This is a genomic window from Pontibacter korlensis (genome assembly GCF_000973725.1).
Classification (GTDB): Bacteria; Bacteroidota; Bacteroidia; order Cytophagales; family Hymenobacteraceae; genus Pontibacter; species Pontibacter korlensis.
Genome location: NZ_CP009621.1, coordinates 1,211,604 through 1,238,540, shown reverse-complemented (window position 1 = coordinate 1,238,540; position 26,937 = coordinate 1,211,604). Strand labels below are relative to the sequence as shown.

At 47.2% G+C, this 26,937-nt stretch carries 27 protein-coding genes and 1 tRNA gene; 7 read left to right on the top strand and 21 right to left on the bottom strand.

Translation table 11 applies throughout. From position 1 onward, the window contains the following. Window positions 1-6: 6 nt before the first annotated feature. Entirely contained in the window at window positions 7-3,420 is a 3,414-nt protein-coding gene (locus tag PKOR_RS05145; protein WP_046309517.1) for an efflux RND transporter permease subunit, read from the top strand. A gap of 6 nt (window positions 3,421-3,426) precedes the next feature. Further along, the gene (locus tag PKOR_RS05140; protein ID WP_046309516.1) at window positions 3,427-3,678 is read left to right on the top strand and encodes an acyl carrier protein; all 252 of its coding nucleotides are present in this window, start codon (window positions 3,427-3,429) and stop codon (window positions 3,676-3,678) included. A gap of 186 nt (window positions 3,679-3,864) precedes the next feature. Here the strand turns inward: PKOR_RS05140 and PKOR_RS05135 are convergent, their stop codons facing one another. The 4 genes from PKOR_RS05135 to PKOR_RS05120 form a co-directional block, all read right to left on the bottom strand. Continuing rightward, window positions 3,865-4,605 carry a M48 family metallopeptidase gene (locus PKOR_RS05135; RefSeq protein ID WP_046309515.1) on the bottom strand — a complete coding sequence of 247 codons (741 nt, stop codon included), beginning with the start codon at window positions 4,603-4,605 and terminating at the stop codon, window positions 3,865-3,867. Window positions 4,606-4,863: 258 nt separating this feature from the next. Next, on the bottom strand, window positions 4,864-5,088 hold the full coding sequence (locus tag PKOR_RS05130) for a hypothetical protein (protein ID WP_046309514.1): 225 nt from the start codon (window positions 5,086-5,088) through the stop codon (window positions 4,864-4,866). An 18-nt stretch (window positions 5,089-5,106) separates the two neighbouring features. After that, on the bottom strand, window positions 5,107-5,658 hold the full coding sequence (locus PKOR_RS05125; RefSeq protein ID WP_046309513.1) for a YkvA family protein: 552 nt from the start codon (window positions 5,656-5,658) through the stop codon (window positions 5,107-5,109). Window positions 5,659-6,077: 419 nt separating this feature from the next. Then, the gene (locus PKOR_RS05120) at window positions 6,078-6,692 is read right to left on the bottom strand and encodes a C40 family peptidase (protein WP_046309511.1); all 615 of its coding nucleotides are present in this window, start codon (window positions 6,690-6,692) and stop codon (window positions 6,078-6,080) included. Window positions 6,693-6,944: 252 nt separating this feature from the next. Between PKOR_RS05120 and PKOR_RS05115 the strand changes: the two genes are divergently transcribed. Next, entirely contained in the window at window positions 6,945-7,322 is a 378-nt protein-coding gene (locus PKOR_RS05115; RefSeq protein WP_046309510.1) for a hypothetical protein, read from the top strand. A gap of 40 nt (window positions 7,323-7,362) precedes the next feature. On the opposite strand, the gene PKOR_RS05110 is transcribed toward PKOR_RS05115, so the two are convergent. The 6 genes from PKOR_RS05110 to PKOR_RS05085 form a co-directional block, all read right to left on the bottom strand. Beyond that, a complete protein-coding gene (locus PKOR_RS05110) occupies window positions 7,363-7,812 on the bottom strand; it encodes a hypothetical protein (protein ID WP_148561634.1) in 450 nt (149 codons plus the stop codon). 98 nt (window positions 7,813-7,910) lie between these two features. Beyond that, complete coding sequence (locus tag PKOR_RS05105) at window positions 7,911-9,212, bottom strand: acetylxylan esterase (RefSeq protein WP_046309507.1); 1,302 nt, start codon at window positions 9,210-9,212, stop codon at window positions 7,911-7,913. 463 nt (window positions 9,213-9,675) lie between these two features. Further along, window positions 9,676-10,308 carry a thioredoxin family protein gene (locus tag PKOR_RS05100; protein ID WP_046309506.1) on the bottom strand — a complete coding sequence of 211 codons (633 nt, stop codon included), beginning with the start codon at window positions 10,306-10,308 and terminating at the stop codon, window positions 9,676-9,678. Window positions 10,309-10,360: 52 nt separating this feature from the next. Beyond that, on the bottom strand, window positions 10,361-10,858 hold the full coding sequence (locus PKOR_RS05095; RefSeq protein ID WP_235337250.1) for a TlpA disulfide reductase family protein: 498 nt from the start codon (window positions 10,856-10,858) through the stop codon (window positions 10,361-10,363). Window positions 10,859-11,018: 160 nt separating this feature from the next. Then, entirely contained in the window at window positions 11,019-12,233 is a 1,215-nt protein-coding gene (locus PKOR_RS05090; protein ID WP_046309504.1) for a PepSY-associated TM helix domain-containing protein, read from the bottom strand. 95 nt (window positions 12,234-12,328) lie between these two features. Beyond that, entirely contained in the window at window positions 12,329-14,803 is a 2,475-nt protein-coding gene (locus PKOR_RS05085; protein ID WP_200897428.1) for a TonB-dependent receptor, read from the bottom strand. Window positions 14,804-15,091: 288 nt separating this feature from the next. On the opposite strand from PKOR_RS05085, the gene PKOR_RS05080 reads away from it, so the two are divergent. Then, window positions 15,092-15,649: a type 1 glutamine amidotransferase domain-containing protein gene (locus PKOR_RS05080; RefSeq protein WP_046309502.1), complete on the top strand. Its 558-nt coding sequence runs from the start codon at window positions 15,092-15,094 to the stop codon at window positions 15,647-15,649. 106 nt (window positions 15,650-15,755) lie between these two features. On the opposite strand, the gene PKOR_RS05075 is transcribed toward PKOR_RS05080, so the two are convergent. The 3 genes from PKOR_RS05075 to PKOR_RS05065 form a co-directional block, all read right to left on the bottom strand. Further along, on the bottom strand, window positions 15,756-16,298 hold the full coding sequence (locus tag PKOR_RS05075; RefSeq protein WP_046309501.1) for a DUF6992 family protein: 543 nt from the start codon (window positions 16,296-16,298) through the stop codon (window positions 15,756-15,758). A 113-nt stretch (window positions 16,299-16,411) separates the two neighbouring features. Next, entirely contained in the window at window positions 16,412-17,143 is a 732-nt protein-coding gene (locus PKOR_RS05070) for a YceI family protein (protein ID WP_046309500.1), read from the bottom strand. Window positions 17,144-17,305: 162 nt separating this feature from the next. Next, entirely contained in the window at window positions 17,306-17,935 is a 630-nt protein-coding gene (locus PKOR_RS05065) for a porin family protein (protein ID WP_046309499.1), read from the bottom strand. A gap of 618 nt (window positions 17,936-18,553) precedes the next feature. Between PKOR_RS05065 and PKOR_RS05060 the strand changes: the two genes are divergently transcribed. Then, window positions 18,554-19,456 carry a histone deacetylase family protein gene (locus PKOR_RS05060; protein WP_046309498.1) on the top strand — a complete coding sequence of 301 codons (903 nt, stop codon included), beginning with the start codon at window positions 18,554-18,556 and terminating at the stop codon, window positions 19,454-19,456. 112 nt (window positions 19,457-19,568) lie between these two features. Here PKOR_RS05060 and PKOR_RS05055 read toward each other — a convergent pair whose 3' ends face one another. From PKOR_RS05055 to PKOR_RS05040, 4 genes are all read right to left on the bottom strand, one after another. Next, window positions 19,569-19,775, bottom strand: a complete 207-nt coding sequence (locus PKOR_RS05055) for a hypothetical protein (RefSeq protein WP_046309497.1) — start codon at window positions 19,773-19,775, stop codon at window positions 19,569-19,571. A gap of 36 nt (window positions 19,776-19,811) precedes the next feature. Continuing rightward, window positions 19,812-20,513: a methyltransferase domain-containing protein gene (locus PKOR_RS05050; RefSeq protein ID WP_052738723.1), complete on the bottom strand. Its 702-nt coding sequence runs from the start codon at window positions 20,511-20,513 to the stop codon at window positions 19,812-19,814. Next, window positions 20,494-21,663: a type III polyketide synthase gene (locus PKOR_RS05045; protein WP_071843113.1), complete on the bottom strand. Its 1,170-nt coding sequence runs from the start codon at window positions 21,661-21,663 to the stop codon at window positions 20,494-20,496. Before PKOR_RS05045 ends, PKOR_RS05050 begins: the two co-directional genes overlap by 20 nt. A gap of 105 nt (window positions 21,664-21,768) precedes the next feature. Continuing rightward, on the bottom strand, window positions 21,769-22,887 hold the full coding sequence (locus PKOR_RS05040) for an NAD(P)/FAD-dependent oxidoreductase (protein WP_200897427.1): 1,119 nt from the start codon (window positions 22,885-22,887) through the stop codon (window positions 21,769-21,771). A gap of 171 nt (window positions 22,888-23,058) precedes the next feature. Here PKOR_RS05040 and PKOR_RS05035 point away from each other — a divergent pair, with 171 nt between their 5' ends. After that, window positions 23,059-23,436: a T9SS type A sorting domain-containing protein gene (locus tag PKOR_RS05035; RefSeq protein WP_046309493.1), complete on the top strand. Its 378-nt coding sequence runs from the start codon at window positions 23,059-23,061 to the stop codon at window positions 23,434-23,436. Window positions 23,437-23,539: 103 nt separating this feature from the next. On the opposite strand, the gene PKOR_RS05030 is transcribed toward PKOR_RS05035, so the two are convergent. Then, the gene (locus tag PKOR_RS05030) at window positions 23,540-23,884 is read right to left on the bottom strand and encodes a hypothetical protein (protein ID WP_046309492.1); all 345 of its coding nucleotides are present in this window, start codon (window positions 23,882-23,884) and stop codon (window positions 23,540-23,542) included. A gap of 176 nt (window positions 23,885-24,060) precedes the next feature. Here PKOR_RS05030 and PKOR_RS23350 point away from each other — a divergent pair, with 176 nt between their 5' ends. Further along, window positions 24,061-24,825, top strand: coding sequence for a hypothetical protein (locus PKOR_RS23350; protein ID WP_052738722.1), 765 nt, complete (start codon window positions 24,061-24,063; stop codon window positions 24,823-24,825). A 55-nt stretch (window positions 24,826-24,880) separates the two neighbouring features. Here the strand turns inward: PKOR_RS23350 and PKOR_RS05020 are convergent, their stop codons facing one another. The 3 genes from PKOR_RS05020 to PKOR_RS05010 all read right to left on the bottom strand — a co-directional run bounded on the left by PKOR_RS05020 (window position 24,881) and on the right by PKOR_RS05010 (window position 26,924). Then, complete coding sequence (locus PKOR_RS05020; RefSeq protein ID WP_046309491.1) at window positions 24,881-25,939, bottom strand: ArsO family NAD(P)H-dependent flavin-containing monooxygenase; 1,059 nt, start codon at window positions 25,937-25,939, stop codon at window positions 24,881-24,883. 123 nt (window positions 25,940-26,062) lie between these two features. Next, window positions 26,063-26,134: transfer RNA gene (locus PKOR_RS05015), tRNA-Arg, on the bottom strand. Window positions 26,135-26,396: 262 nt separating this feature from the next. Next, complete coding sequence (locus tag PKOR_RS05010; protein ID WP_046309490.1) at window positions 26,397-26,924, bottom strand: GAF domain-containing protein; 528 nt, start codon at window positions 26,922-26,924, stop codon at window positions 26,397-26,399. Window positions 26,925-26,937 lie beyond the last annotated feature (13 nt).

Here is a 26,937-nt window from a genome sequence, read left to right as displayed (position 1 = left end):
AAAACTATGAAAGAGTTTAAGCCAACCAGTTGGTCGATCGATAACAAGACCAGTATCTATATCATCACCATCATCATCACACTGGCGGGTATCTTCTCCTACATCAATCTACAGAAAGAGAACTTCCCCGATATCGTAATCCCGACGATGTTCGTCAGCACTGTTTACCAGGGCACCTCTCCATCGGATATGGAGAACCTGGTAACGCGGCCTATAGAGAAAGAAATAAAGGCCATCTCCGGAGTAAAGAAAGTTACCTCCAACTCCATGCAGGATTTCTCCATGATCGTGGTGGAGTTTAATACTGATGTGGAGGTGTCGGATGCCAAGCAGCAGGTAAAAGACGCCGTGGACAAGGCGCGCACTGATCTGCCCACCGACCTTACAGTGGAGCCAGATGTGCAGGAGGTGAACTTCTCCGAAATCCCGATCATGTACGTGAACGTGGCGGGTAACCATAGCCTGGACCAATTGAAAGATTATGCAGAGGAGCTGCAGGATCGTTTTGAGGCCTTCCCGGAAATAACCCGAGTAGATATGGTGGGTGCACTGGATAAGGAGGTACAGGTAAATGTAGACCTCTACAAGATGCAGGCCGCCCAGGTAACCTTTAATGATATTTCCACAGCGATTGCTCGCGAAAACGTAACGGTGTCTGGTGGCAACATAACGGTAGGCGAAGCCAAACGCTCTGTGCGCGTGGTAGGGCAGTACGCCGATCCTGAGAAGATAGGAGACATTGTGCTGAAATCGTTAGGTGGTGCCAACATCAAACTTGGTGACATTGCTGAAGTGAGAGAGGGCTTTGAGGAGCAGGAAAGCTACGCACGACTGGGCGACCAACCGGTAATTACCCTCAACGTTATTAAGCGAAGCGGCGAAAACCTCATTGAGGCCTCTGACAAAATACGTGATGCGATAGAGGAGATGCAGGGTGCTGCTTTGCCACGCGACCTGAACATTACCATCACTGGCGACCAGTCTAAAATGACGCGCCATACCCTAAACGACCTGATCAACACCATCATCATCGGTTTTGTGCTGGTAACCCTGATCCTGATGTTCTTTATGGGTACCACCAATGCCATTTTCGTGGGTTTGTCGGTGCCAATCTCCATGTTCCTGGCCTTTATCCTGATGCCGACTTTTGGATTCTCGCTGAACATGATCGTACTGTTCTCGTTCCTGTTGGCCTTAGGTATAGTGGTAGACGATGCCATTGTGGTTATTGAGAATACTCACCGGATTTACCAGACTACCAACCTGAACATTGTTAAATCTGCAAAGGCAGCTGCCGGTGAGGTGTTTGTGCCTGTGCTGGCAGGTACGCTTACTACTGTGGCACCGTTCCTGCCGCTGGCTTTCTGGCCGGGTATAGTGGGTAAGTTCATGTTCTTCCTGCCAATTACCCTTATCGTTACCCTGATGTCGTCGTTGTTAGTGGCCTTTATCATCAACCCGGTGTTTGCGGTGTCCTTCATGAAGAAGCACGATGCGGAGCCAACTTCAAAGCGAGGCAGCAAGCTTTTCTGGATTCTGATTGCCGTGGGTTTTGTGGTGGCGGTAATAGGCTACATTGCCGGCTCATATGGCCTGGCTAACCTTATCATGCTGGCGATTTTGCTGGTGCTGCTAAACAAATTCGTCCTGAATGGCCTGATTAACAAGTTTCAGGGTCGCGTGCTACCACGTTTTATGACAGGCTATGAAAGGCTGCTGCGCTGGATGTTGGTAGGTAAACGGCCAATCGGGGTGTTCTTTGGTGTCATCGGCTTACTGTTCTTCTCGTTATTCCTGACAACAGTGCGTCCGCCAAAGGTAGAGTTCTTCCCGAGCAGCGATCCCAACTTTGTGTATGCTTACATCAATATGCCTATTGGTACTGACCAGGCTGTTACCGACTCTGTGACCAAGATCGTGGAGAAGCGCATTTACAGTGTGATCGGGCAGAAAAACCCGAATGTGGAATCGGTGATTTCGAACGTGGCCATTGGGGCCGGAGATCAAAACGACCGCTCCACCACAGCACAATCTCACAAAGGGAAGGTTACCGTTGCCTTTGTAGAGTATAAAGACCGTGTGGGAGAAAAAACAACCGCTGATTATATGAGCGGCATCCGTGAGGCGGTGCAGGGTATACCAGGCGCTGATATTACAGTGGACCAGGAGCAGAGCGGCCCGCCAGTGGGTAAGCCAATATCGATAGAGGTTGCAGGAGAGGACTTTGAAGGGTTGATAGCCCTGTCGAAGCAGGTGGAGCAGTACATTGACCAACAGAACATTGCCGGTATAGAAGAACTGCGCTCTGACCTGGAAGATAGCAAACCGGAGATAGTGGTGAACATAGACCGTGAGCGGGCTAACCGGGAAGGCATCAGCACCGGGCAAATTGGCCAGGAGGTACGCACGGCCATTTTTGGTACAGAGGCTTCTAAATTTAAACGCGATGAAGAGGAGTATCCTATACAAGTGCGTTATGCAGAGCCTTACCGCGACAACATTGATGCCCTGATGGGAATGCGAATCACCTACCGCGACATGAATTCAGGTTTGATTCGCCAGATTCCATTGTCATCCGTGGCTACGGTAGAGTACTCAACTACCTACGGTGGTATTAAGCGGAAAAACCTGAAGCGCGTGGTAACGCTTGAGTCTAATGTGCTTGATGGCTACAACGCCAATGAGGTGGTACAGCAGATAGAAGAATCGCTGCAAAACTTTGAGACTCCGGAAGGCTTTGAAATAGGTATGGGAGGCCAGCAGGAAGAGCAGCAGGAAACAGCCGGTTTCCTGATGATTGCCCTTGTCGCAGCTTTCTGCATCATCTTCCTGATTTTGGTGACGCAGTTCAACTCCATATCCAAGCCGTTCATCATCTTATCGGAGGTGCTGTTCTCCATTATTGGTGTGCTACTCGGCTTTTCCATTTTTGGGATGGATGCTTCTATTGTAATGACAGGAGTGGGCATTGTGGCACTTGCAGGTATTGTTGTGAAGAACGGTATACTTATTGTGGAGTTCACCGACATTCTTCTGAGCGAAGGCAAGGAGTTGAAGGAGGCAATTGTAGAGGCGGGTAAAACACGTCTAAACCCAGTGTTGTTAACGGCTACGGCTACCATACTTGGTTTAATACCGCTGGGGTTAGGCTTAAACCTTAACTTCTACACTTTGTTCACAGAGTTCGAAGCAGGTTTCTTTATGGGGGGCGATAGTGCAGCCTTCTGGGGGCCACTTGCCTGGACCATCATTTTTGGCTTAGGCTTTGCGACTGCTGTAACGCTGCTGATTGTGCCAGTGATGTACTTGCTGAATGAAAAACTAAAAGACAGATTAATAGGAAAAGAAAAACGTGGCACCCTTAAACTGCAGCAGCAGGATCAGACGGTGAACGGGAAAGTAAGAGAATACACAGTTTAAACTATTATGATTGCTACTAATACCGCTATTGAGAGGGAGGTTATCCGCATCATTAGCAAAACCAAAGAGATAAAAGCTGATCGCCTGTGGGCAGACAGAATGTTGCAGGACTTCGGGTTCGACATCGTAGACGTGGTTGATATTATCCTCGAATTGGAGAAGAGCTTTAAAATCACTATCCCGGACGAGGTAAAGATTGATACCGTGGGCGACTTTGTAAACTACGTTGCTACCCACACGATTAGCAGGGGAAATTAATTTTAGGAAGTTTTACTCTAAAAATAAAAGCGCTGCAGGAATAGCCTGCAGCGCTTTTTTAATGTGCTGCCTCTTATGCAGAAACAGCGCAATTATACCTTAAGCAGCAGCCAGGGGCTGTTGCCAGTTTGTTATCAAGTAGTAAGTAATTGTTTGGCTTAGTAAAGTAGGGCTATAGGCAAACTATTAGAAAATAGAGATTCTGTAAGCTTTTAGTTTTTTATCAAGTGCTCTGGCATTGCCGCATACACTGTCGAGCAACGACCAGAAACGCGGGCCATGGTTTTTCTCTACCGTATGTGCCAGCTCGTGCAGGATCACGTAATCGCAGAGGGCATCTGGCAGGCGCATCAGGTGAAGGTTCAGGTTAATGTTGTTCATGTGAGAACAGCTGCCCCAGCGGCTCTTGGCGTTCTTAATAAACACGCTCTGATACTCAAACCCGAACTTATCTGCAAAATAAGCTACCCGCTCTGGCAGGTACTGCTTGGCTTCCTTGCGGTATGCCTCCTCAATAGACTTGCGGATAAATTTCTGCACATCGGTATCATTTACCTCTTTGAAGGCAGGGTAAAACACATTGATGTAACCGTTTTCAATAACACAGCGCATGTCGTAGCGGGCGTGGGTTAGCAGACGCAGCGTGTGATACTTGGTCTTAAACTCACTATTGTGGTCATAAACCGTTACCTGTTGCTCCTGTTGCTGCATGCGCGCCTGGTGCTCTTTGATCCAGTCGGCTTTAGTGTAGATGAGTTGCTCGGCTTTTTCGAAGCTAATGTGAGGCGGCACTGCAACTCGCACACCTTTTAAAGGGCGAACGCTGATGCTCAAGCGCTTGGCTTTATCGCTCCGCTCAAACAGCACCTTTCCGATTCCGTCGATGTGTAGATTAACGGATGTAAGACGTAAGAATGATGAAGACACTGGCTAAAAGTTAAAGTACAAAATTCTTTGGCCAAAGATAAGTATTAATTTAATTAAAAAAAGTCAAATGGTTAAGCTTTTATGGCATTTCATTTAAATTAACACATTAGTATTGTACTATATTGTAATAGATAAGGCTACTTTACTTTATCGATGTTGCTACTACGATGTGTCTACAAAAGCTACATAAAGTACAAGAAAACAGCAGGGGCAGACTATACGTTAGCCTGCCCCTGCTGTTGATTAAGGAAAAAATGTTTAGCGTATGTTACCGCCGGTAGCGCCTTCATCGCTATCCTTTTTAGGCACTCGTGTGCTATCGGTGGTGGCAGAGCGAAGCGTCGCTTCGCGAGTGTTGGTTACAGTGCCTTTTACATCAGTGCTGTGGCCTTGGGAGGAGTGTTTTGCGTTTGGTTCTTCCTTTGGCTTGGGCTGACCATGCTTGTGCACCTTTTTATCGCGGTTATTTTTGTCTGTTTCCATAGGTAGTAGTGAGGTTAATTAAATGTCTGTCTTGGTATTCATCTGCATATCGCCGGCAGAGCGGTCGCTATACTTCGGAGTTCCGAACGAGATATCGGCATCATGTTTCTCAGGCGTATGCTGCGCCTCTGTTGGTTCTACTCTTATAGGGTGGGTAGCTTCCCACTCTTTAAACTTATCAAGTTCTGTTTTTATACTAGCCATAAACCAGGCTAACAGGCTGGCATCATCCAGCAAACCTATTACTGGAATAACATCGGGTATCACGTCAATAGGCATCAAGAAGTAGATCAGAACAGCTACGCCGCCTACAAGCGTAGGAGTAGGTATACCTTTGTACTCCCCGGAGCTGGCTGCCTTTAGCATGCGCGACAGCAGCTGGAGGTTTTCCCATACTTCGCCGGCCAGGGCGCCCACTCCTTTTTTGGCAGTGGCTTTTTTAAGGGTGTCGCTAACTAGTTTGGCTACTTCTGCAGGGTGCTTCAGGTATGCTTCTGCTTTCTCCAGTATTTTTTTGAAGACGGCACTCTGTGCCACTTTTTTGCCTTCAGGTCCTTTGTTTTCTGTCATTTTGTACGTACTTAATCTTGTTCTGTTTGGAATGGACAAGCCAGCTGTTATGCCAAATCAGGTGCAATTTGCTTAAACAAACGGTAACCTTCCTATACTTGCTCACTATAAAATTGTTCTGCTTTAAGTTAACAAATGCATAGGTATTAGTAGCGGGATTACCATACCTTTCTTAGCGCAGTTATTCCTGTATAGGTTCGCTTTCGGTGAAAATTGTGCAGCCTAGATGAGACTGAAAGTGGGGATGAGGATAAGGGGTATTTGGTGTTGGAGTGGCTTGTGCTGCATAGCACACGCAAGTGCCCCTCTTATCTAATATTTAATAGGAGTATAGACTGAAGAAAGTGAAGGCAGCGGAAGCCGTCTTCCAGCAAGCTCAATGGCGCGCTTAAAAGAAGCAGAGCTTTTAAAGCTCTATTTTAATTAACACGACCGGCAGCGTAATAATAGTTGCGGTAGTATGGATCTGACAGTGAACTAACCATTACGCCGCCACTTGTGGCCGAATGTATAAACTTGTTATTCTTCAGGTAAATACCTACATGAAAGATGGGCTCTTTAACGCTGCGACGGAAGAAAACAAGATCGCCGGTGCGTATGCTGTCTTTCTGCACTCGCACCACATCCTGAAACATGGAGCGGGAACTGCGGCTTAGATTAATACCGTATACTTCGCGGTAGATGCTGGTAACAAAGCCAGAGCAGTCGGTGCCGCGTTTGCTGCTGCTGCCGTAGCGGTATGGGGTACCAATCCATTTGGAGGCTGTCTCTACCAAGGAGCGGTAAGCAGGGTTTCTGAACCTCAGGCCCAGGTTTTTTACGTAATACTCTTCATAAGGCTCATTAGCCTCTTCGTCTACCAAAGGCTCACGCAGCTCTATGGCACGTAGCATGTCCTCAGGCGAGTTTATTGCGTAGGGAGTAACAGTAGGCTGTAGACTAGCTTGCACCGGTGTGGCAGGAGCCACTTCGTAGAAGTGCGAAAGCACCAACGACAGTATAGCCAAGGCGCTTAATATGGTTGCTTTTTTCATGGGTTTAGCATGTTTCGAGCCGCCGAAGCGGCCAAACAGTTGTCACCTTCAGTGCCGGGAAGTACAGCTTTTGCTAACTAAAAGCTTTCTTTTTGAAGAGCTTTAATCCCAGCCGGTGCAAAAGTAAGCTATATCTGCCTAAGCGCCAAACTACTAGGTTACGCTATTCGCCTGCTTCTGTAATGCTTCTGCAGGTAAAGTAGACCATTTACCTTGCTGGCTGGCTTAGATGGCTAATTGTTAAGTTGATCTATGGATTTTAAAGTTGTAGAACGCTCTCCGTTTGCCAGAATTGCCCGCATGGTACTAAAAAGTAGCAATGTGGCGATGGTGTTGGGCAAAACCATACATCTGAGCGGCGTTAGTCGGAAAGATTTTTTGAAAGATGAAGGTTGGCTAGCGCACGAGCTTTGTCATATCCGGCAGTTTCAGGAGCATGGCTTCTTCCGGTTTTTGTGGCTGTACCTGAAAGAATCGTGGCGGGTGGGATATTATAACAACAAGTATGAGGTAGAGGCACGTGTGGCCGGTATGAAGCACTGCAAGCACATGAGCCCAACACATAAGGCTGCCAGCGCTATAACGCCTACAGATGTGCCTTTGCCCGCTGATACAAAGAAGACGGAGTAGGGCAGAAACGCGTCATGCTTTACGGTAGTTAGCACCAACTTTACTCTTTCCTAATCTTTTGGAATGCTTTACACTTGTCGACTTGTATTGTTGAAAAGCTTCCTGAGCACACATTTGTTGTGAACTCTCCTTTCTTATTCACATATACAAAGACGATGTAAGTGTGGCCTGTTTTGAAGTATTGGCTGCAGTTAGACCAGTTTGGTATTATCTCAATGGTGTCAGTGTCGATATCTCCCTTGTAGACTTTGCCAACCTTCAAGACAGCATTGTAGCCACCTTGCCGCCAGTAGGTTGGGTCAGCAGACATTATGTAATTGCCTTTTGTTAAACTATCCTTAACAAATTCTACTTTGGCAGAAACAACAAAGTCAGAGGCACTGTACCTTTCCTCCATGAATGTCTCAATAGAAGCATAAGTGTTACACTTACAGGCGTAGGAGTTGTAAGACAATGCAATAAACGATAGTAGGAGAATTATTTTTGTCATGATTAGGCTTATGCTCACGCAGTCTTTTATCCAAAACACTTCTTCTAAGTAGTGACCTTTTACAGGCACCTATACCAAGGCTGTACTTTCTGTTGGCTCTACCGAAGGTTCCCCTTTATCCAATCTAGAATACGATGACGAGTTGTTAGTGAGATCCAATGCTCGTTTACAGGTGTGATCAGCGCCTCTTTTTTACTTTTCAGGGTATTGTAAACGATGTAGCTGGTAGTAGGAGGACAGACATCATCATTATAACCCCAAGTCATAAATACAGGCACCTTTATCAGTTTCGCGAAATTTACCACATCATAGTATTCTAAAGTCTTGAGCTTTTCGGGGGTATCCATCCCGTCATAATTGGTAAAAAGGTGAGGGTAACCTCCAGTACGATTGGCTTTATACCCGGCCATATCGCTTAGTGCAGGATGGTTAGCTGCGCAGGCAGTAATTCTTTCGTCAAGTCCTGCTGTTACGATGGCCAAGGCTCCTCCCTGGCTACCTCCCTGGGCTATCAGGTTTTTCCCGTCCCATTCCGGCAGGGTGGTTAAATAATCCAGGGCACGCACACAGGATAAGTATACTTTCTTCATATAGTATGAGTCCCTGTTTTCTAGTCCGTTGACTAAATAGCTGTTATTCCCTCTGCCAAAAGCCCGGCTTACCTCTGCATAGGTTGCTGCATCCAGGTCTGGCCGTATGCCATGTATTTCCATGTCGAAGCGGATGACCCCGTTCTCCGCATAAAAGATATCCTTTGATGGGTTCATTGGTTTGATGCCTGCGCCAGGAGGCGAAAACACTACAGGAAACTTTCCTTCCTTTTTGGGGATAGTGAGGTAGCCGTACACAAAATTACCCTTCTGGAATGCCTGTAACTTAATAAGGTAGCAGTCTACTTTGTCGCTCGAATATTCAGGGACAAAGACTTTGGTTACTTCCATTGGGCATTGGGAGGCCGCTTTTTTGGCTTGCTCCCAAAAACTGACAAAGTCATTCGGGAACTGCGTGTAAGGAGTCAGCTTTTCTGGTTCAAACCCAACTTTTATGTGGTGATTATACTCCTGTCCGTTGAGCTGAACTTTTAATTGGCAGTCTCTAAAACCGGGTTTGGACATTGTGCCCATAGAAATCAACGCTTTGCCATTCTTTATGGTAGCTGTTCCGGTCTTATCACTTGGCATCAACTCTGGCCCGATACTGTAGCTTATCTTAATGTTGTCTTGCAAAATGCCATACTCATAGAGCGAGACGGTAACTTTTGCTTCTTCATTCAGTCTGTACAGCCAATTGGTGTTGCTAGGGGTAGTTACCCATAACACATCACTTTGGTGTGGGTAGTTCTGCGCATAGGTGGCGCAGGCAACCACTAAACAGAGTAAGAATAGTAAAACCTTTTTCATTTTATTAAAGCGTTATATTTGAGCCGGTAGTTAGAGGTTGCTACACGAACTCATAATTCAGGACTGCCGCCAATCTGCTGGGCAACAAGGTGCACTAGGTTCGGCTGTTGCTGACTTGGCAACTTTTATACTTTTCTCAAAGCCTCTTTGTCGGTCGTTTTAAAGTTGTCAACATAAGCGCACTATAGCCAAACCGCCTTCAGACAATTCAAAAGAGTATACAGAAAGCTTTGATTAGTTTCGCCGTGAGAGCTTTCCTTTACTTTAAAAACTAAGTAGAAGATTATTCCGCTATAGTCACAAGTATGGAGTTAGTATAGTGCTTCTTCAATATAACAATTCAATTTTAAATGCGGTAGCCTAGACTGTTTAAGTATAGCATTTTTAGAATTACCGAATAAAAAACGCACCTGCCAATAATTGACAGGTGCGTTAGGTTATGTGTGTACTCTGCGCTAGCAGTCTATGCTTCCTTCCATTTAATAGTGCAGCCAATGGCCTTCGTATTCGGTTGGCTTATTTGTTTACCGGCCACCAGTTCATTTAAAGCTTCTTCTGCATACTTTTTCTGTGCCTGGCTGGCATCTTTATAATTGTCATCTACAGTACCGATATAGGCTACTTTTAAGCTGCCATCCTGCTGCTTCTGCACAATGTATAAATGGGGGGTGCGGGTAGCGCCGTAAGCTCGGGTAATCTCTTGAGTTTCGTCGTGCAGGTAAGGGAAAGGAAAGTTTTTCTCCTTGGCACGCACCTGCATCTTGTCGTAAGAATCTCGCGGCGATACTTGAGCATCGTTAGGGTTGATGGCGATGAGAGGGTAACCTTTGGAGGCAAACTTATTGTGCAGCTCGATCAGGCGGTCTTCGTAGGCTACGGAGTAAGGGCAGGAGTTACAGGTAAAGGTGACAATAAAGCCTTTGGCATCTTTGTAATCCGCCAGGGATACCATCTTGCCGTCCACGTTTTTCAGCCGGAAGTCGCGAGCTGTGTCACCCACTTTGTAGCCGTGCTCTGAAGCTGGAACAGCCGAAAGCAACAGGCTCACCAGCACCAGGCAAGCCGCATAAACATAAGGCAGGTTCATTTTTTTCATAGGTCTTACTTTATAGTTGATGATGAATTGCTTTTCGTACTGGGCGTGTAGCCTACTTATACTTCTCAATTATAGTCGTTAGCTCTTCTTCCGTCATCTCAGCTTCACGAAACTCATAGTGCCCGCGCTTGTTGTTAAACACCATAGTGGCAGGTATAGCGCCAGACCATTTGGGCTCCAGCTTATCTATCCAGGAGTTGCCGTCTACCTCATCCAGCAATAGTAGCTCCGACTGTAGTCCGCGTTTCTGCACAAAGGTTTTTACACGACTATCTAAATCCTCCACAGCGTCCATACTTACCAGCACTACCTTTACAGGCTGGCCTTTATACTTCTGATTGGCAGCTTCGAAGTATGGCAGCTCCTTTATGCAGGGTCTGCACCAGGTGGCCCAGAAGTTTACTACATATAAAGTATCGTGAGGTTGGTTTCGCAGCTCCTTCAGGTCTGCAAACTTTATGACCTCCACCTTTTGTGCTGAGGCAGCGGTTGTGGTGAGCAACAGCAGGACCAGTGATGCCAGAAGCAGGTTCAGTTTGTGTGTCATCATACTTGGGTAACGTGTGTACCAGGTTTATACGTGTTTATTCCTATAAAATTAATATTTGCAGCGGATTATAAAAGCGAGGCGTAACTCGATTTGCACTGTTATAAACAAAAACAGCCACGGCTAAAATATAACCGTGGCTGTTTTTGCTTTCTGTGCCTGCTTAGCTAGCAACCGGAGTTGCACCGTAACGTGTGGCTTTGCTTGGCTTCTTCTTTTTGCGGAGCTTGTTTATCCAGATCAAAGTGCCTGTTACAGGCAAGCTTGTGGCTATAAGGCAGGCAATAAAGTATAAAATCTTAGAAAAAGTACCGTAGACGTTGCCTAGGTGCAGCGGCTTGATCAGTGACACAATCTGCTCGTTCAGAGGCTTATCAGAGAACTTCTCTACCTGCAGAGGCTCAGCATTATGCTTGTTTAGCTGTACCTTGTCAGAAGCAGCGAGGGCAAATAAGCCCGTCTTGCTCTTCTGTACAACTACAGCTGTGGTATCGTCAGTTGGAAGTGACAAACGCAGGTCGCCAGAGTAAGGTAGCAGCAGGTTGGTCTGCTGTATGTAATCTTCTGGAGTAGCTGTAGAGGCAGCGCTAGCAATGGTCATTGGCTTTTCGCGGCGGCCTTTGAATACTTCTGAGCCCATCGCGCTGCTTAAGCCATCGCGGTACCACTCAAACGACCAGCAAAGGCCGGTCAGGGCCATGATCAGCAGCAGGATAGAAGAGTAAAAGCCCAGGGTATTGTGCAGGTCATGGTTTACGCGTTTCCACTTAGCATTTGTTTTGATCTTGAGACCCTGCTTCCAGTTCTTGCGTTTTACAGGGAACCACAGTACCAGCCCTGTCAGTACCAGAAAGGTGAAGATGATAGTAGAAGTACCCACAATGATCTTACCCACATCGCCTTCTATCAGCAGCCAGCGGTGCAGGCGCATTACAGTGCCAAAAAATTCTGAGGTGGCGCTCTCTGGCGTGCCAACTACCTGCCCGGTGTAAGGATTTACATAATAGGTGGCTGGTCTTCCGCCGCCATGGCCTCCCTTACCTTGCTCGCCACCTTTGCCTTTAGGTCCCTTTTCTGTAGAAGGAGCTGGCGCTACTCCTACAGTGTAGGTACTGGCTTTATCCTCTGGTATGTTCAGGTTCACTACCTTTCCCTTCAGTTCCTGCTCTAACTGCGCTATCAATTTGCCGGGAGCAATAGGCTGCGCGTTAGCCGGTACCTCAACATGGTATTTCTCCGGGGCCATTAGTTGCTCTACCTCATCCCTGAAGGTATAGATGGTGCCCGTAAGGCAAACCACAAACAGTACGAGGCCACTGGCAATGCCTAGCCAAAGGTGTACATCGTTGAAGAGCTTTCGCCAGGTGTATTTTTTCATCTGTCAGGGAGTTTGGAAAAGACTTTGAATGGTGTGCAAAGCAAAGCTGCCGATGTAAATATCGGCAGCTTTTTAATTATTTGGAATAAATCTAATTAAAATTTATAAGTTACTACACCGGAAAAGTTCCTTGGCTGTATCCTGTCGATGAAGCTGCTGCGGTATGCATCGTAGCCTACCTCATCGAAGATGTTGTTGAACAAGGCTCTTATGCCCCAGTGTTTCTTAAACTCATAACCAACCTGTGCATTTACTATGGTATAAGCTTTGTTGTACCAAGGCGCAGTGTTCGGCTCAATGTTGTGATACTGCACACCATCTATTGTCCAGTCGTTGTAAGGGCGCTCGCCCAGGTAATAAGCACCGGCACCAATGTTTAGGCCTTGCAGCAGACCGCTTCTCAGGGTATAGTTTGCATAGGCGTTGAAAGTATGCTTTGGTGTGTTGTTTGGTGCAGAACCCGGTACAAAAGTGGTGTGGTCTTTATACTGTGCATCTATGTAAGAATAACCAGTAACGATCTCCAGGTTCTCCAGCACACGGCCAGTAAGCTCTACTTCTACACCTTTGCGCTCATCGTTACCGCCTTTAATGTAGTAGCCGGTTGGCAGCACCGCACCGTTTTCATCCACGGTAAAGGCCTGCAGGTTCATGTCTTTGTTGTTGATCTTGAAGAGCGTTAGGTTAAAGCGCAGGCGGTCGTTCAACCACTCAGACTTGATGCCAGCCTCCAGCTGATCAATACGCTCGGCACCCAGTGGGTTGCCATTCTCGTCTACCACGGAGGCAGAGCGAGGGTTGGTGCTGTTGGTGTAAGAACCAAAGATATTCAAACCATCTTTGATCGTGAACATGACACCAGCCAATGGGTTCCAGAATTCCGTAGTAGCGCTGTTTTCACCATTGTCTCTTGTCTTATTGGTGCTGTAGCGTACGCCACCGTATACTCTGGCCCAGTTGGTAAGCTGAATCACATCCTGGAAAGTGGCCCCGAAGCGGTAGTCGTAAGCTTGTGTACCACCAGTGCGCTCAAAAGCAGGCAAACTCTCAGGCAAGGTATGCGAAATAGTAGCCGGGTCAAAAACGTTGATTTCGTCTATGGCAATGGAGTTATAAGTAGGCTGGAATAGATCGATGTAGCGGTAATCAACACCTACCTGAAAAGTATGGTTGATCTTGCCTGTCTCTATTTTGCGGCCTACCAGGTCCAATTGCACTACAGTGCTGTTGTCTTCGCGGGTAGAGTTGTGGGCGATAGAGCGGCGGTACCAGTTCACTTGGTCTACGTTTACGCCCGTTGATGAATTAGCCTTCAATGCCGCCAAGTTAGTCTTGATAGCATCGTAGTTGTAATTGGAGCTGAAAACAGCAGCACGTAAGTATAAACTGTTGGTGATGTTGTAATTGTAGCGAGCTGTGTAAGTAGTGTGCTTCAAATCTGTCTTGTCAGACTCGAAACCCAGGAAGCGGTTGGATGGCATGTCATAGATCTGGTTTTCCTTGTTGCCTACAGAAAGGTTTACAGTACCTGGGTCTATGGTCTGTGCCTCGTTAAAGTAATCCATTTCCAGCGTCAAGGTGCTGCGGGCATTTGGTCTCCACTCCAACGACGGGTTAATGTAGAACGACTCGTTCTCCATGTGGTCGCGGAACTTGCCACCGTTTTCATAAGCGCCGTTCAGACGTATGGCTACTTTATTGCTCTTGTCCAGCACGCGCTGCACATCAAATGTTGGTCTGATTAAGCCCCAGCTGCCTGCTCGCAGCGATACGCTGCCTGAGTTCTCGAACTTAGGTGTTTTGGTTACGATATTCACGATACCGCCCGGGCCACCTAAGTCGGTAGAAGCACCCATGGTAATAGAGCTGGCACCTTTCAGTACCTGCACGCTTTCCACACCCTGCATATCGGTAGAGAAGCCCTGGCCACGGAAGTCGGTCATTACGCGCACACCATTTTTAAGTGTAGGAATGCCACGGAAACCACGTGAAGAGATACTTTCTCTTACTCCACCGTAAGTAGCGTAAGTATAAACTCCTGGTACGTTGCGCACACCTTCAATCACAGTTAGCGCGCCCTGTTGCTCAATCAGCTTCTCCGAAATCACAGAAATGCTCTGAATCTGCTCGCTTGGCTTAAGAGGTAGTCGGGTAATGGCATCCAGCTTCTCAGGCTGCTTATCTCTTACCCCGAACACCTCTACCTCTGATACCTGGTTGGATTTGGTCAGAAGCTTGAAATTAACGTCCTCTATCTCGCCACGATCTAACTGAACCTTTGTTGTAAGGCTGTTAAAGCCGATCATCATGGCTCTAACCTGGTAAGTACCTTCCGGCATGTGTATAATCTTAAAGTAGCCGTTCTCATCGGTTACGGTACCGAAAGGAGTATTTTCTACCACAATGCTGGCGGCAGCAAGCGGTTGGTCATTTTCTTGCAGCACCCGCCCCTTGATAACTGAGCTTTTATGGTGTTGCGCCCATGCGAACTGTGTGAACAGGATACACAAACAGATAAGCGTAAATTTTTTCAGCATGCCTAACAAGTTATGTTGATTATGTGTGGTCATTCCGGGCAGCTTTTGCCAATAGAATGCTGCTTTATTTAGACTAATTCTAAGTGGCAGCAAACTTACCTACTTACTTAGACTAATTCCAAATAATGAAAGGTAAAAATGATGGTGTCACATACAAAATCACTATCAATAGCTAGTGTGCGAGGAGACTGTTTACCTATTATCGGTGAACTAATAATGGGTAACACCTGCAGATGTGACAAGGGAAATGGTTAACAATTCGAGTATTGAAGCGTTATGTATATAGCAACACAATGTTTAACCATAAAAAACAAACTTAGAATGGCGAACAAACTAGAAGGAAAGAAAATAGCGATACTAGTAGAAGAAGGATTTGAGCAGGTGGAGCTGACAGAGCCGCTGAAAGCACTCAAAGAAGCGGGTGCTGAGGCACATATCATCTCACCGAATGACAATAATGAGATCAAGGCCTGGAATCATACCGAGTGGGGCGACAAGTTTAAGGTGGATAAGAAGTTGAACGACGTTAAGGCTGATGATTACAATGGCCTGTTGCTACCTGGTGGTGTAATGAACCCAGATAACCTGCGTGCCAACAAGGATGCGGTGAGCTTTGTGAACAAGTTTATGGAGAGCGGCAAGCCAGTTGCAGCTATTTGCCATGGGCCTTGGACCTTGATCGAAACAGGTAAGGTAAAAGGCAAAAAGATGACCAGTTACCACACCCTGCAAACCGACCTCAAAAATGCCGGTGCGGAGTGGGTAGACCAGGAGGTTGTAGTAGACCAAGGCCTGGTAACAAGCCGTAATCCTGATGATATACCTGCTTTCAATAAAAAGATGATCGAAGAATTTGCTGAAGGTAAGCACGACCGCTAGTGGTTGTACTTCTATAAAAGAAACCCACACCTTAGATGTAAGGTGTGGGTTTCTTTTTCAGGCTCTACACTGGGGAGTGAGCAGGTCGTTATAAGTAAAGCTTAAGCTACACCTTTCCTACCAGTTGAAAAAAGTCGTTGGTATAAGTCTCCAACAGTATTACCAGTACTAGGTCCAGTAGTAGTAGAAACAACCCTTGTAATAGTACCGATTGCCCCCAACCCTGCATTTGTTCGGCCTTAGCCGACCAGCGTGAGTGCTCTTTCAGGTAAGCACCCAGCATTATAAAGCCTGCATCCAGGCCTACACTAAGGTAAAGCAGCTTTTTATACCAGCCGTGCAGGTAAAGGCTATCTGATAAGCTGAGCGTGGCACTATCCTTGGAAAGTATAGTATACAAGGCAAAGCTGGCGATGAGCAGGTTTACAATGTTCCAGTATACATTCATTTGGTAAAAGTACTTGCGGCTGCGGGTGGCTTTCGTCAGCTTAAAGCTGCTGAAAAGAATGTTAATGATGGCCCAGCCGCCTAACACCAACATACCGGCCTCTAGTGTGTCTGCCTGCCCTTGGTTCAGCTGGCTCAGGTCTTGGGCGCTGGCTGTAAGACAAAGAAAGAAAAAGGTAAGCAGGCACAGAAATCTTCTCATGGGTAAACGATGGTTTATGAGTAGGAACGCATAAAAACCGGCTTTAGCATATGACTTACTGCTCTTTGCATCTGTAGTGCCATAGCATGTACCCGATAATGGGTGGCAAATAGTTATAAACTAGGGTTTTGTGTCGTGGCTATCAGGTCTAAACCGATGTTCACTTCTGCGCGAATGGTTTGGTCGCCTAGGGAGTTATCGGAACGGTATACAAGGCCCCACTTGGTGCGGTCTATGTTGAAATTGGCCTTAGCGCGCAGCAGGCTATCTTCCAGAGTTACTCTTGCCGGAAACACAACACTTTTAGTTTGGCCCCTGATCGTGAGGTTGCCGCTAACACGGTGCGTAGGGTTTTTTATACGCAGCTCACTGTACCGGGGAGTGACGCCACTAGGGCTGCTCTGCTCGGCGGTGCTATCGTAGGGGGCAAAGCCTGTTAGCTCAAAAGTAGCGGTAGTATAGCGCTCAGAGTCGAAAAAGTCTGGAGAGCGAAGATGCGTGGTGAGCTTCTTATTGCTGTTCTCGTCAATGGTTTTGTCGGTTGACCTAACAGTAGTCATGTCAAGAGTAATGCGGCCTCCTGTAACAAGTCCATTGGTCATGTATAGCTCTCCTTCTGTGATGTCTATTACGCCGTTGTGTCTGCCTGTCATTTTAGCCCCAATCCAGGTGATTTCACTTCGGGCTGTATCTACAACAAAGGTATCGGTTGGAGCCACACTAGCCTCCTTTACTATAGCATCGCCTATCTCAGCCTCGTCAGTCCTGACCGTGGTATCACAAGCCGAAACCAGCAGGAACAGCATAGCGAGCTGCAGAAACAGGTGTTGGTGGTGCTTCCCCATAGTAGTTCTGATTTTTTATATGTGCTACTGTGCCGCAGTTTAACACCTAGTGGTACGCTGGTAAAACATAAAACGATATAATCTATATGTTGTAGTGGCCCTAAAAAAGCAAAAGCCGGACATAATGCCGGCTCCTGATAACTTTTAGCGAATCAATTTCTGCTAGAACGAAACGCCAAGGTATACCTGAATTACCCCATTCATAATGTTCTCGTCTATGCTATTGCCGCTACTGTCCTCCTTGCGCAAGTCGCCTAAGCTGTGCACATAGCGTGTACCTAGCCTGAAGCGTCCAACCTGGCCTTCCAAACCTGCGCTAGCGCCATAATCAAAGGCGTTATAAGGCTCCAGGTCAATTTCCTGGTCCTCGTGTTTTGCCGATACCATAACGCCTACCTGTGGGCCAAGGTGTACACTAAAGTTGTTTGTTATATTAAACACCGCTAGCACTGGCACCTCCAGGTAGTCATACCTGAACACCGAGTCTTGGCGCTCAAAGCCTTTGCGGGAGTAAAGCAATTCTGGCTGCAGCGAGAAAAAGTCTCCAAAGCCGAACTGGGCAAAAACACCGGCATGGAAAGACGTGTGGTTGCTAACATTTCCAAACTTGTCTTTGTCGCTGCCATGCACATTGGCAAGGCTAACTCCGCCTTTGATACCGATACCAGAGTTGGGAGAGCGGCTTAACAAGTTGTGGTTTTGCTGCACTCGGCTTGGGCCTTCTACGTCTATTTGGGCAAAGCCTGTAGCCGACCAAAGTAGTAGCAACATCAGGGTAAATCCTTTTCTCATAGTTTCTGATTTGCTTACTGATGCTCTTCTGTAATGTGAAGAGCTGTTCATATGTTTTATACTTTATTTTAAGGCTGAGGTTATGTAGCTGCTGGTATAAAAGTTTGTGTGTGCCAGCTTATTATCTGGGTGAACAGTAGGAAAAGTAAAGTAAATATATTCTGTGTACAGTAGTTTTGGGCAAAAAATATTTTTGAGCAGATACCTCCGTTTTAACACTGAATGAAGAAGGAGCTAATTGTGTTTTAAGATGAATAGAAGAAGTGCTACAGTAGGTAGAAGTAAACCATTAATCCTTTTGCCTAACTGTGGACAATTTCCACAGTTAGGCAAAATTTCACTGGATTATTACGAAATCAGGAGCTTGTTCACAATGAATTAACAAGAAAAGGTGGATAAACATGTGTAATCAACAAAGTTATCCACAATTAGCTGCCTAGAAGTTGAAGAAAACTGCTTGTGCTAGGCATGTCTGAAATGGTTTCAGAAGTTATCCACGTTATTGTGAGTTAGTAGTGTTAATTGTACTAAACTTGTATGGGTGGTGCAACGCGTTGTGCTGTTTGTAAGAAGCGAGAAGCTAAACTCTAATAGCCCTATTGTTGTTAGTTTTGTACTATGTTAAAGATAGCTTGGTCCGAAATTTTTGCACACAGCCTTCCTGAGGGGCACCGCTTCCCGATGGCAAAGTATGACCTGCTGCCCGAGCAGCTTTTATATGAGGGTACCATTACCGAAGGTAACTTATTTGCTCCAGAGCCACTGGCAGAAAAGTTTATACTTGATACGCACGACACAACTTACTGGCAACGGCTCAGTGGCCTTCAGCTCACCCCGTCTGAAATCAGAAAGACAGGTTTTCCTTTATCGGAGCAGCTGGTGCAACGCGAGGTGGTGATTATGAATGGTACAGTGCAGGCTGCTTTGTTTGCATTAGAATATGGTATCGGGATGAATATTGCCGGCGGTACCCACCATGCCTTTACTGACCGGGGGGAAGGCTTCTGCCTGCTCAATGATATTGCCATTGCTGCAAACCACCTCATCAAGTACAAAAATATAAACAAGGTGTTGGTGGTGGACCTGGATGTGCATCAGGGTAATGGCACCGCACAGATTTTTGAGAACGAGCCGAAGGTGTTTACATTTAGTATGCACTGCGGCCACAACTACCCCTTCCATAAAGAGAATTCTGATCTGGATGTGCCTTTAGCAGAAGGCACGGACGATAAAACTTACCTGCAGTTGTTAAAGCATCACCTGCCACGCTTGCTTGATGTGGTGCAGCCTGAATTTGTCTTCTTTCAGTCGGGGGTGGATGTGCTGGCTACTGATAAGCTGGGAAAGTTAGGAATGACCATAGATGGCTGTAAAGAGCGCGACCGTACGGTGCTGGAGCTTTGTAAGCGCCATAACCTGCCTGTTACGGTAAGTATGGGTGGTGGGTATTCTAAACAGATTGCATACATTATAGAGGCACATGCCAACACCTTTAGGCTGGCACAGCAGTTCTACTTTTAGTTAGAAGGTTAAGAAGTTAGAAAGTGTTTTCCACTTTTAGTCCTGCTCATCCTCAAACCCAGTAAACTCTTGGGGTAGGAGCCCCATGTAAAGATTCAGGCAAGCACCGGTTCTAATCCCGCTTCCGAAGCTTATCGTCCTCATCTTTTTTGGTTGGGAAGATAAGGCGCAGGATAAGATAGATAATAGGAGTCAGTGCCAAAATCAGCACTACCATTAATATTACCTTCAGTGCCTTAAAAAATAAGGAGATAGCAATGGCGGAAAGGATGGTTGATACTGTGAAAAGTATCCAGAAGTTAATCGTTTGTTTACGCATATTATGTCCTGAAATAATTTACAGCCGAAGCAACACTTATATTTTTTGCAAAAGCAGTTGCCACCGGAAAGCCCACATCCAGCGTAATCTATACTTAGCTACACCTGCCTGTTGCACCAGCTGCACTAACTCCTGACGCCTGAATGCTCGCCATACCGAGAGTGGCGCATCGTTCCTGACCAGGTCTGACTTAGAGAAGGCTGCCGTTATGTATTTGATGGAGTAATAGGCCAGCCAGTGCCGGTGCAAATCATTGATGATTACTCCCAGCCTAGCCTGCCCGTACAGCTGCCGGAACATCTGCACCAGTTGTGCATCGGTAAAGTGGTGGCAAAAAAGGCTGCACACTATAACATCATACCTTTGCAGGCTATATTCCTTTGAGAAAACATCTTGCTGCTCTATGGTTATCTCAGGGTAGGCACTGCAGTGGCGGCGGGCATACTGCACCATAAAATCGTTCGCATCAACACCAACCAGTGCTACAGGTACACGTTTGCTGCGGGCCCAGCGGGCTATACTTCGTAAGGTGTCGCCGCCGCCACAGCCAATGTCTGCAATGCGCAGGCGTTCAGGTTGGTGCTCTGCCAGCAGGCTGTCCAGCGCACTTAGTACTACTTTATGCCCGCCCAGCCAGTTGTTGATCACCTCCAGTTCGCGCAGGTTCTGGCGTAGTTCCTCTCCGCTAAGCGTGAGGTCATCCATTAGCTCCAGCTCGTTAGACCGTTGTCTCAGCATGTGCATAATGGACCTTCAGTAACATGGATTCCAGGGTAAGGCCGGGGCCGAAGGCGAAGCTCAGCACAGGTTCATCTTTGTGTTGGGGCGTCAGTGTTTGCATTAACTCTTTTAGTACAAACAGCACCGTAGCCGACGACATATTGCCAAAATCGCGCAGTACCTGGTAAGCAAAACGGTTGTCGTCGCGGGTCATGCCTAGCTCCTGCTCTATTACTTCCAGAATGCGCCTGCCACCGGGGTGTATGGCAAACAGCTTTATCTCCGCCAGTGTGGTTTTGAGGCCCTGTAGAAGCCGCTCCGTCAGCTGTTTTATACCTTTCTTGATCAGATCTGGCACATAGGAGGAGAGGGTCATTTCAAAGCCTGTGTCACCAATGTGCCAGGCCATGTCGCGCTTGCCAGCAGGTGCAAGATCGCAGTGGAAAGACTGCAGTTCCAGGCTCATCTGCTGGCAGGGCTGCCCCTGCATCAGTACAGCCGCCGCGCCATCGCCAAACAAGGCGTTAGACACCAAATGGTCCTGTTCCGGGTTCTTCTGAAAATGGATGGTACAGATCTCTGTGCACACCAGCATTACCTTAGCCTCCGGGTTTGCCCTGCAGATGGAGTCTGCCAGTTTAATCGCGTTAAACGCGGCATAGCAGCCCATAAAATTTACAGAAGTGCGCTGCACACAAGGCGACAGGCTTAGGCGTTCAACCAGCTCTATATCTAGCCCAGGGGCATACATGCCTGTGCAGCTAACTGTAATCAGATGGGTGAGGTCGCTGAGCTGTATGCTTGGTGTTTGGTCAAGGCAGCTCCGGATTGCCTGCTCTGATAACTGCACCGCATGCCGGCGATATACATCCATGCGCTGCTGCACCGTAGGGAAAGGCTCCAGGGTAGGGGTATTTGGGTAAAAGGAGAAGTTACCGTTCTGGCGGGTGTAATCTTCCAGCACACTGTAACGCTGCCCAATGCCCGACACACGGTATAGCGCCTTCAGCTTGCGGGTATCCTGCTCATCAAACTGCATGGCGGCAGCCATAAAGTCTGCCACCTGCATCTGCGGTATTTTGTTCGGAGGGTTAGCCGTGCCGATGGCGCAAATGTAGCTTTTCATGTGATTTGTGTTTCGGGTATGGTTTCGCTTGTCGTGTTGCATGTGTCGGGAGAAAGTATAAAACTGCTAAGCCGCATACGAAAAACGAACACGCACATAAGTACGGATGCGGCCGCTTATAAGATTTGGGCGAAAGCAGGAGCAGCTTTAGAAAGGCTTACCATGCGTTTGGCGCATGATAAGCTGCACCGCAGGCGGCACTGCCTTTAACAGGCCCACTGTTACCTCCGACAGTAGCGGACCTCCAAACAGATGCTGCACCGTGCGGCCCAGACGAAGCCTGGAAGCGAATTGCTGCTTCCAGGCAAAAGTATACTGCTGCTCCAGCTTTTGACGGTTGCGGCCTTTGTAAAAGTACAGCAGCACCTGGTCGGTCAGAAGTTTCGCGCTGTGTACCGCCATGGCCATGCCATTGCCGCAGAGCGGTGTTATCATGCCGGCAGCGTCGCCACACATCAGCATGTGGTTATCCACGCAGGTTTTAGTTGCGAACGAAATCTCGTTGATAACCTCCGGCTGCAAGTATAAAAATTCGGCTTCCTTAAAAATGTGCTGGAGGTGTGGGTTGCGGCAAAGTATAGCCTGCTCCATGGCGGGTATGGAACCGTGCTTTTTCAGGTTCTCGCGTGTAGTAAGGTAGCAGAAGCAGTGTTTCCCGTCTTCTATGGCTGAGGTACCTGCATATCCGTCATGGAAGTTGTGCAGGGCAATCAGGTCGCGGGGGAAGTCATGCTTAATGTGGTACTTTACACCGATGTATGGGGAGCGGGCCCGGAAGAAGCTTCGCTGCAACTGGCGGTCGAGGTTAGAGCGCTTGCCAAATGCTCCAACGGCTACAGGGGCCTGTATGCTTTCTCCGCTGGATAGTAAGGCTGTAAACTGGTCATGAGCGAAATGAATTTGTTGTGCGCTTTGCTGCAGAAAAAACTGCACTTCCTGCTGCTGCGCCAGCTCATACAGGTGGTTGTCTAGGGTGTAGCGGCTGAGACCAAAACCGCCTAAGTCCAATTTGGAGAATAGCGCTTTGCCGGATGGAGAAGTAAGCATAAAGCGGTTGATACGTGCCGGGTCAAGCAGGCTTATCTGTGCTCCGAGCTTACGCAAGTATGGTAAGGCCTCGTTGGAGATATACTCTCCGCAAACCCTATGGAAGGGATAGGCCTTTTTTTCGATAAGCGCTACCTGCAGTCCGGCCCTTGCCAGCCCTAGAGCGCTAACTAGGCCGGCTAGTCCGCCACCTATCACCAAGACATCCTTTTTTATCAACTCAATTATTCTTTATGAAATTAATTTTGTACAACTTTACAATCTTATATTTGGTGAACAGCCGCTTTTTATAGGGTATAATACACGAACAAAAATTAAGGCTGAGCGTTTTAATAAGTGGAACGACTTTTGTCTAGTACATTCTAAAAAGATTTCGGATAAACGACTAATATGAAACAAATTATACTGTCATTATTTACATGTTTCTCTGTGCTGTTTGTGCAGGCGCAGGCCAAACCTCCTGTGCAGGTGCAGGCAACGCAGCAAACAGATAAAAATCCGCTTGGCTTAGAGCAAGAGGAAGATGTTGCAATTTACCCTAACCCGAGTAATGGAGTATTTACCATCTCTGTGTCTAACTTAGAGGCGCATCAGGTGGAGTTACGTATTCTGAACGTAATCGGTAACGAGATATACCGTGAAACGATTAGGCGGGATGAACCTAAACTGACCAGAACAATTAATCTGGATCGTTATGCTAAGGGTTTGTATTACGTTAAGCTGGAGGCTGATAACTACAGTGCCGTCCGGCGCGTGGTGATAAAGTAGAAGAAAGACAAAGTGTATGTAGAGCGGCAGTTCTTTGAAAAGAGCTGCCGCTTTTCTTTTGCCTTAACTTGATAGATGGTGCAGCAATTTGGCTTTGTTGTGATTACTGTTTCTGCTCTGGGAGTATGGTCTTGGGTACATAGCCAGTATAGGAGGAGGTGTCCTGGAGTATACGAGCCCTCACAAACATTGTGTTAGAGGTGTCCAGGATGTGTATGCTTTGGGCAGTATCAAAGTATGCAAGGGAGCTGGCTTCAAAATTTGGCTTGCTGTAGAGCCTGCCATTGATAAGCGGTTTAGCGCTGTAGATCACATCGGCTGGTAGCGGAGTAGGCTGCCCAGTTTCGCTGGCAATCGTAACCTGCTCCCCGTCCTGCACATCATTGCCTCCGCCAGAGCATGAGCTAAGGCAGAAGAAGCTACAGGTAATATAGAAAAGCTTTCTCATTAGGTGTAAAGGAGCAAGGTTGCTTTTAATATATGTAACTATAGCGCATAATGTTACAAAAGCTGTAGCGGGCTGGTTTAGGACAAGTGCCTTTACGGCTGTGCAGGATGTTTGAACCGTGTGGTATCGCTCCCGTTAAAAAGGAATGATCAAATTTTAAATCTAAACCGAACGCTATGGAAAGAAACGATAGAGACCGCCGCTACTACGATGGCCTGGAGCACGAAGGCAGAATGGGGTACGGGCAAAACCGAGCAGGTGACCGAGAGATGAACAATCGCTTTGACAGAGATTATAGAGACAACAGAAGCTACAATCAGCGGGACGAAGATCGCTATCACGGCTACCGAAACCAAGGTTACGACAGAGGATACAGTCAGGACTATGATCGTAACAGGGGGTACTATGGAGACGATAGGAGAGACCAGGAGCGATACAGAAGAGACGAAGATCAGTATACCCAGAGGCAGCCTAGGCAAGGTGACATACGGCAAGGGTATGGCATCTCTAGCTTTGATGGTACATCCGATCGCTACAATACCCTAAACAGCAGGCAGCGAGAAGGCAATATGCAGGAGGATCAGCCTTACTACTCCGACAGAATGGATGGCCTTAGAAGTACACGCTACGGTGGTGGCATGGGCGAGTCATTCCCTAACTCAAACCGGGGTATTCCGAATTATGGTACCCGAAACTTTGCTGATGGCTACGGTACCGGTATGGGAAGCACGTACGGGGGTAAGAACTACGGTGGCGGCACAGGCTACTCTGGCGGCAACCATGGCGGAGCCTTTGGTAACAACGTGTATGGTAACTCTTCTGGCAATTACGGTGGCTATGGCTCTATGGGTGGAAGCACCTATGGCGGAGGCCTTGGCAGTGCCGGTGGCGATACTTCGCATAACTCAGACAGAGGCACCTCCAGCCTAGGTGGATTTTAAGTAACGAGGTGTAAATCATAAAAAGCCTGCCATGTATAGTGGCAGGCTTTTTACGTTATAGGCTCCTCTCTCGCAGATACTCCTGTATTTGTTTTACTGTTTCTCTGGCTGATCTGCCTACACCTATCAGCGTGGCCGAAGCGAAGCCGGTCCAGTTACCATAGCCTACTAGCCAAAGGCCAAGATAGTCTTTAGCCTTGGTGCCTTCTGTAGGTATCTTGCCGTTCTCAGTTACGATGTCGAGTGCAGCAAGGTGATCAAGGGCAGACCAGAAGCCTGTGCACCAGATAATGGCGTCGAACTGTTCGTGTCTACCGTCCTGCCAGATTACGCCGGTTTCATTTACTGATTCAAATCTGCCTGCAGCCTGGAGTGCGTTTCGCTCACGTGCCGCCCTAACAGTTGGCACCACTACAATATTGCCAAGGCTGAGTTTCTCAGGCTTAAATTCTTTCCCTTCTTTTTGGGCATAATACTTTGCCGTCGCCACGTCAAATAAAACTCGCCCATCTACATCGTCGGGTAAAAATTCCGGCTCTTTTTTGGTTGCCCATACTGCTTCTGCTACTAACGATACCTCAGACATAATTTGCGCGCCTGAATTGCCTTCGCCTACCACCAATACTTTCTTGCCCACTAATTGCTCAGCAATTTTGTAGAAAGCTGAGTGCAGTTGCAGGCCTCTGAATTTCTCACGGCCGGGTACCGGGGGGATGTATGGCTTGTGCCAGGTGCCTGTGGCGCTTATTAGGGCTTTGGACTGGTAGTTGCCATCGCTGGTTTCAAGTATAAAGCTGTTCTCATGGGGTGTAACCTGATGTACCTGCACAGGCCTTTTGATAGATAACTGATACCGTTTCTCATACTGGCGCAGGTAGTCTATCACCTCATGGCGTGTAGGAAAGGCACTCTCCGATTTAGGCATGAGCCAACCAGGCAGTGAGCTTTGGTCTGAAGGAGAGAAGAGCGTAAGCGAATCCCATGCGTGCAGCCAAGCACCTCCAGACTCTTTCTGGTTATCAAGTATAAGGTAGCTGAGATCAGCCCTGCGTAAAAAGTAAGCGCAGGCTAAGGCGCTTTGTCCGCCGCCGATAACTATCACGTCATATATCATGAGCTATAAATTGCTGTTTCTTCTTGTTATATGGTGCTTTGCTGGTTTATACTGCAGCGCTAACTAATTAAGTAAATATAAAATAGAAAAAGCCCCTCTGTTTTGTGCAGAGGGGCTTTCTTGTGGCCCTGCCAGGAATCGAACCTGGATCTAGAGTTTAGGAAACTCCTATTCTATCCATTGAACTACAGGGCCAATGATGCTAAGCTAGCTTTGTGCTTGCCTCCATTATAAACCAGCAAACATGGCAGGTGTAAGGGTGCGGCAAATGCGAAAAGTTATAGTAAAACTACTATAGTTCTACAAGGAAGCACAAATATAAAACATTAGCAACATCTTACAAGGTGGTGCTACGTGTAAAATTGAGCATTATAGGGCGCTTTGCAGGCCCTTGGGTCAGTTAAGTAGAGGCTTTACAATAAGTCACAGGTGGTTCTGATAGAAAAGCAACACGTGGTTATTGTGTTACGCTCATAAGCTGCATTTCAGAAAGCTCTTCCATTACAGTTGTTGCCAGTGCCTCCAGCATTAACTCTTCTGCCTCTGCAAAGTTGCGCGGCTTGTAATCGGCAACTCCTACAGCACCTATGCTGTAGCCATCTGACGTTTTTAGCGGTGCTCCCGCGTAAAACTGAAAGCCAGGTTCACCGTAAATTAACGGGTTTGCTGAAAGGCTTAGTTCTGTTCTGGTATTCTCAAAAACAGTAACCTCGTCACGCTGTATTGCTAGTGAGCACAGGCCAATGCTTCTGCTGATTTCCTTCACATTAGTTAGCCCAATGCTCCCTTTTATTAAAACGCTATCCCTGTCTACAATATTCACAAACGCTACTGGCACATCAAACATGCGTGCTGCCATGCCAGCAATGTGCTGAAAGGCCCCTGACTTTTCATACTCCTCTATCGCTGTGTAACCATGAAGCTTTGCCAGCCTCTCTTCCTCTCTGACAGTAAAGCCTGGGGTTATTTGTATATCTTCCTTCATCTGAATCTCCTCT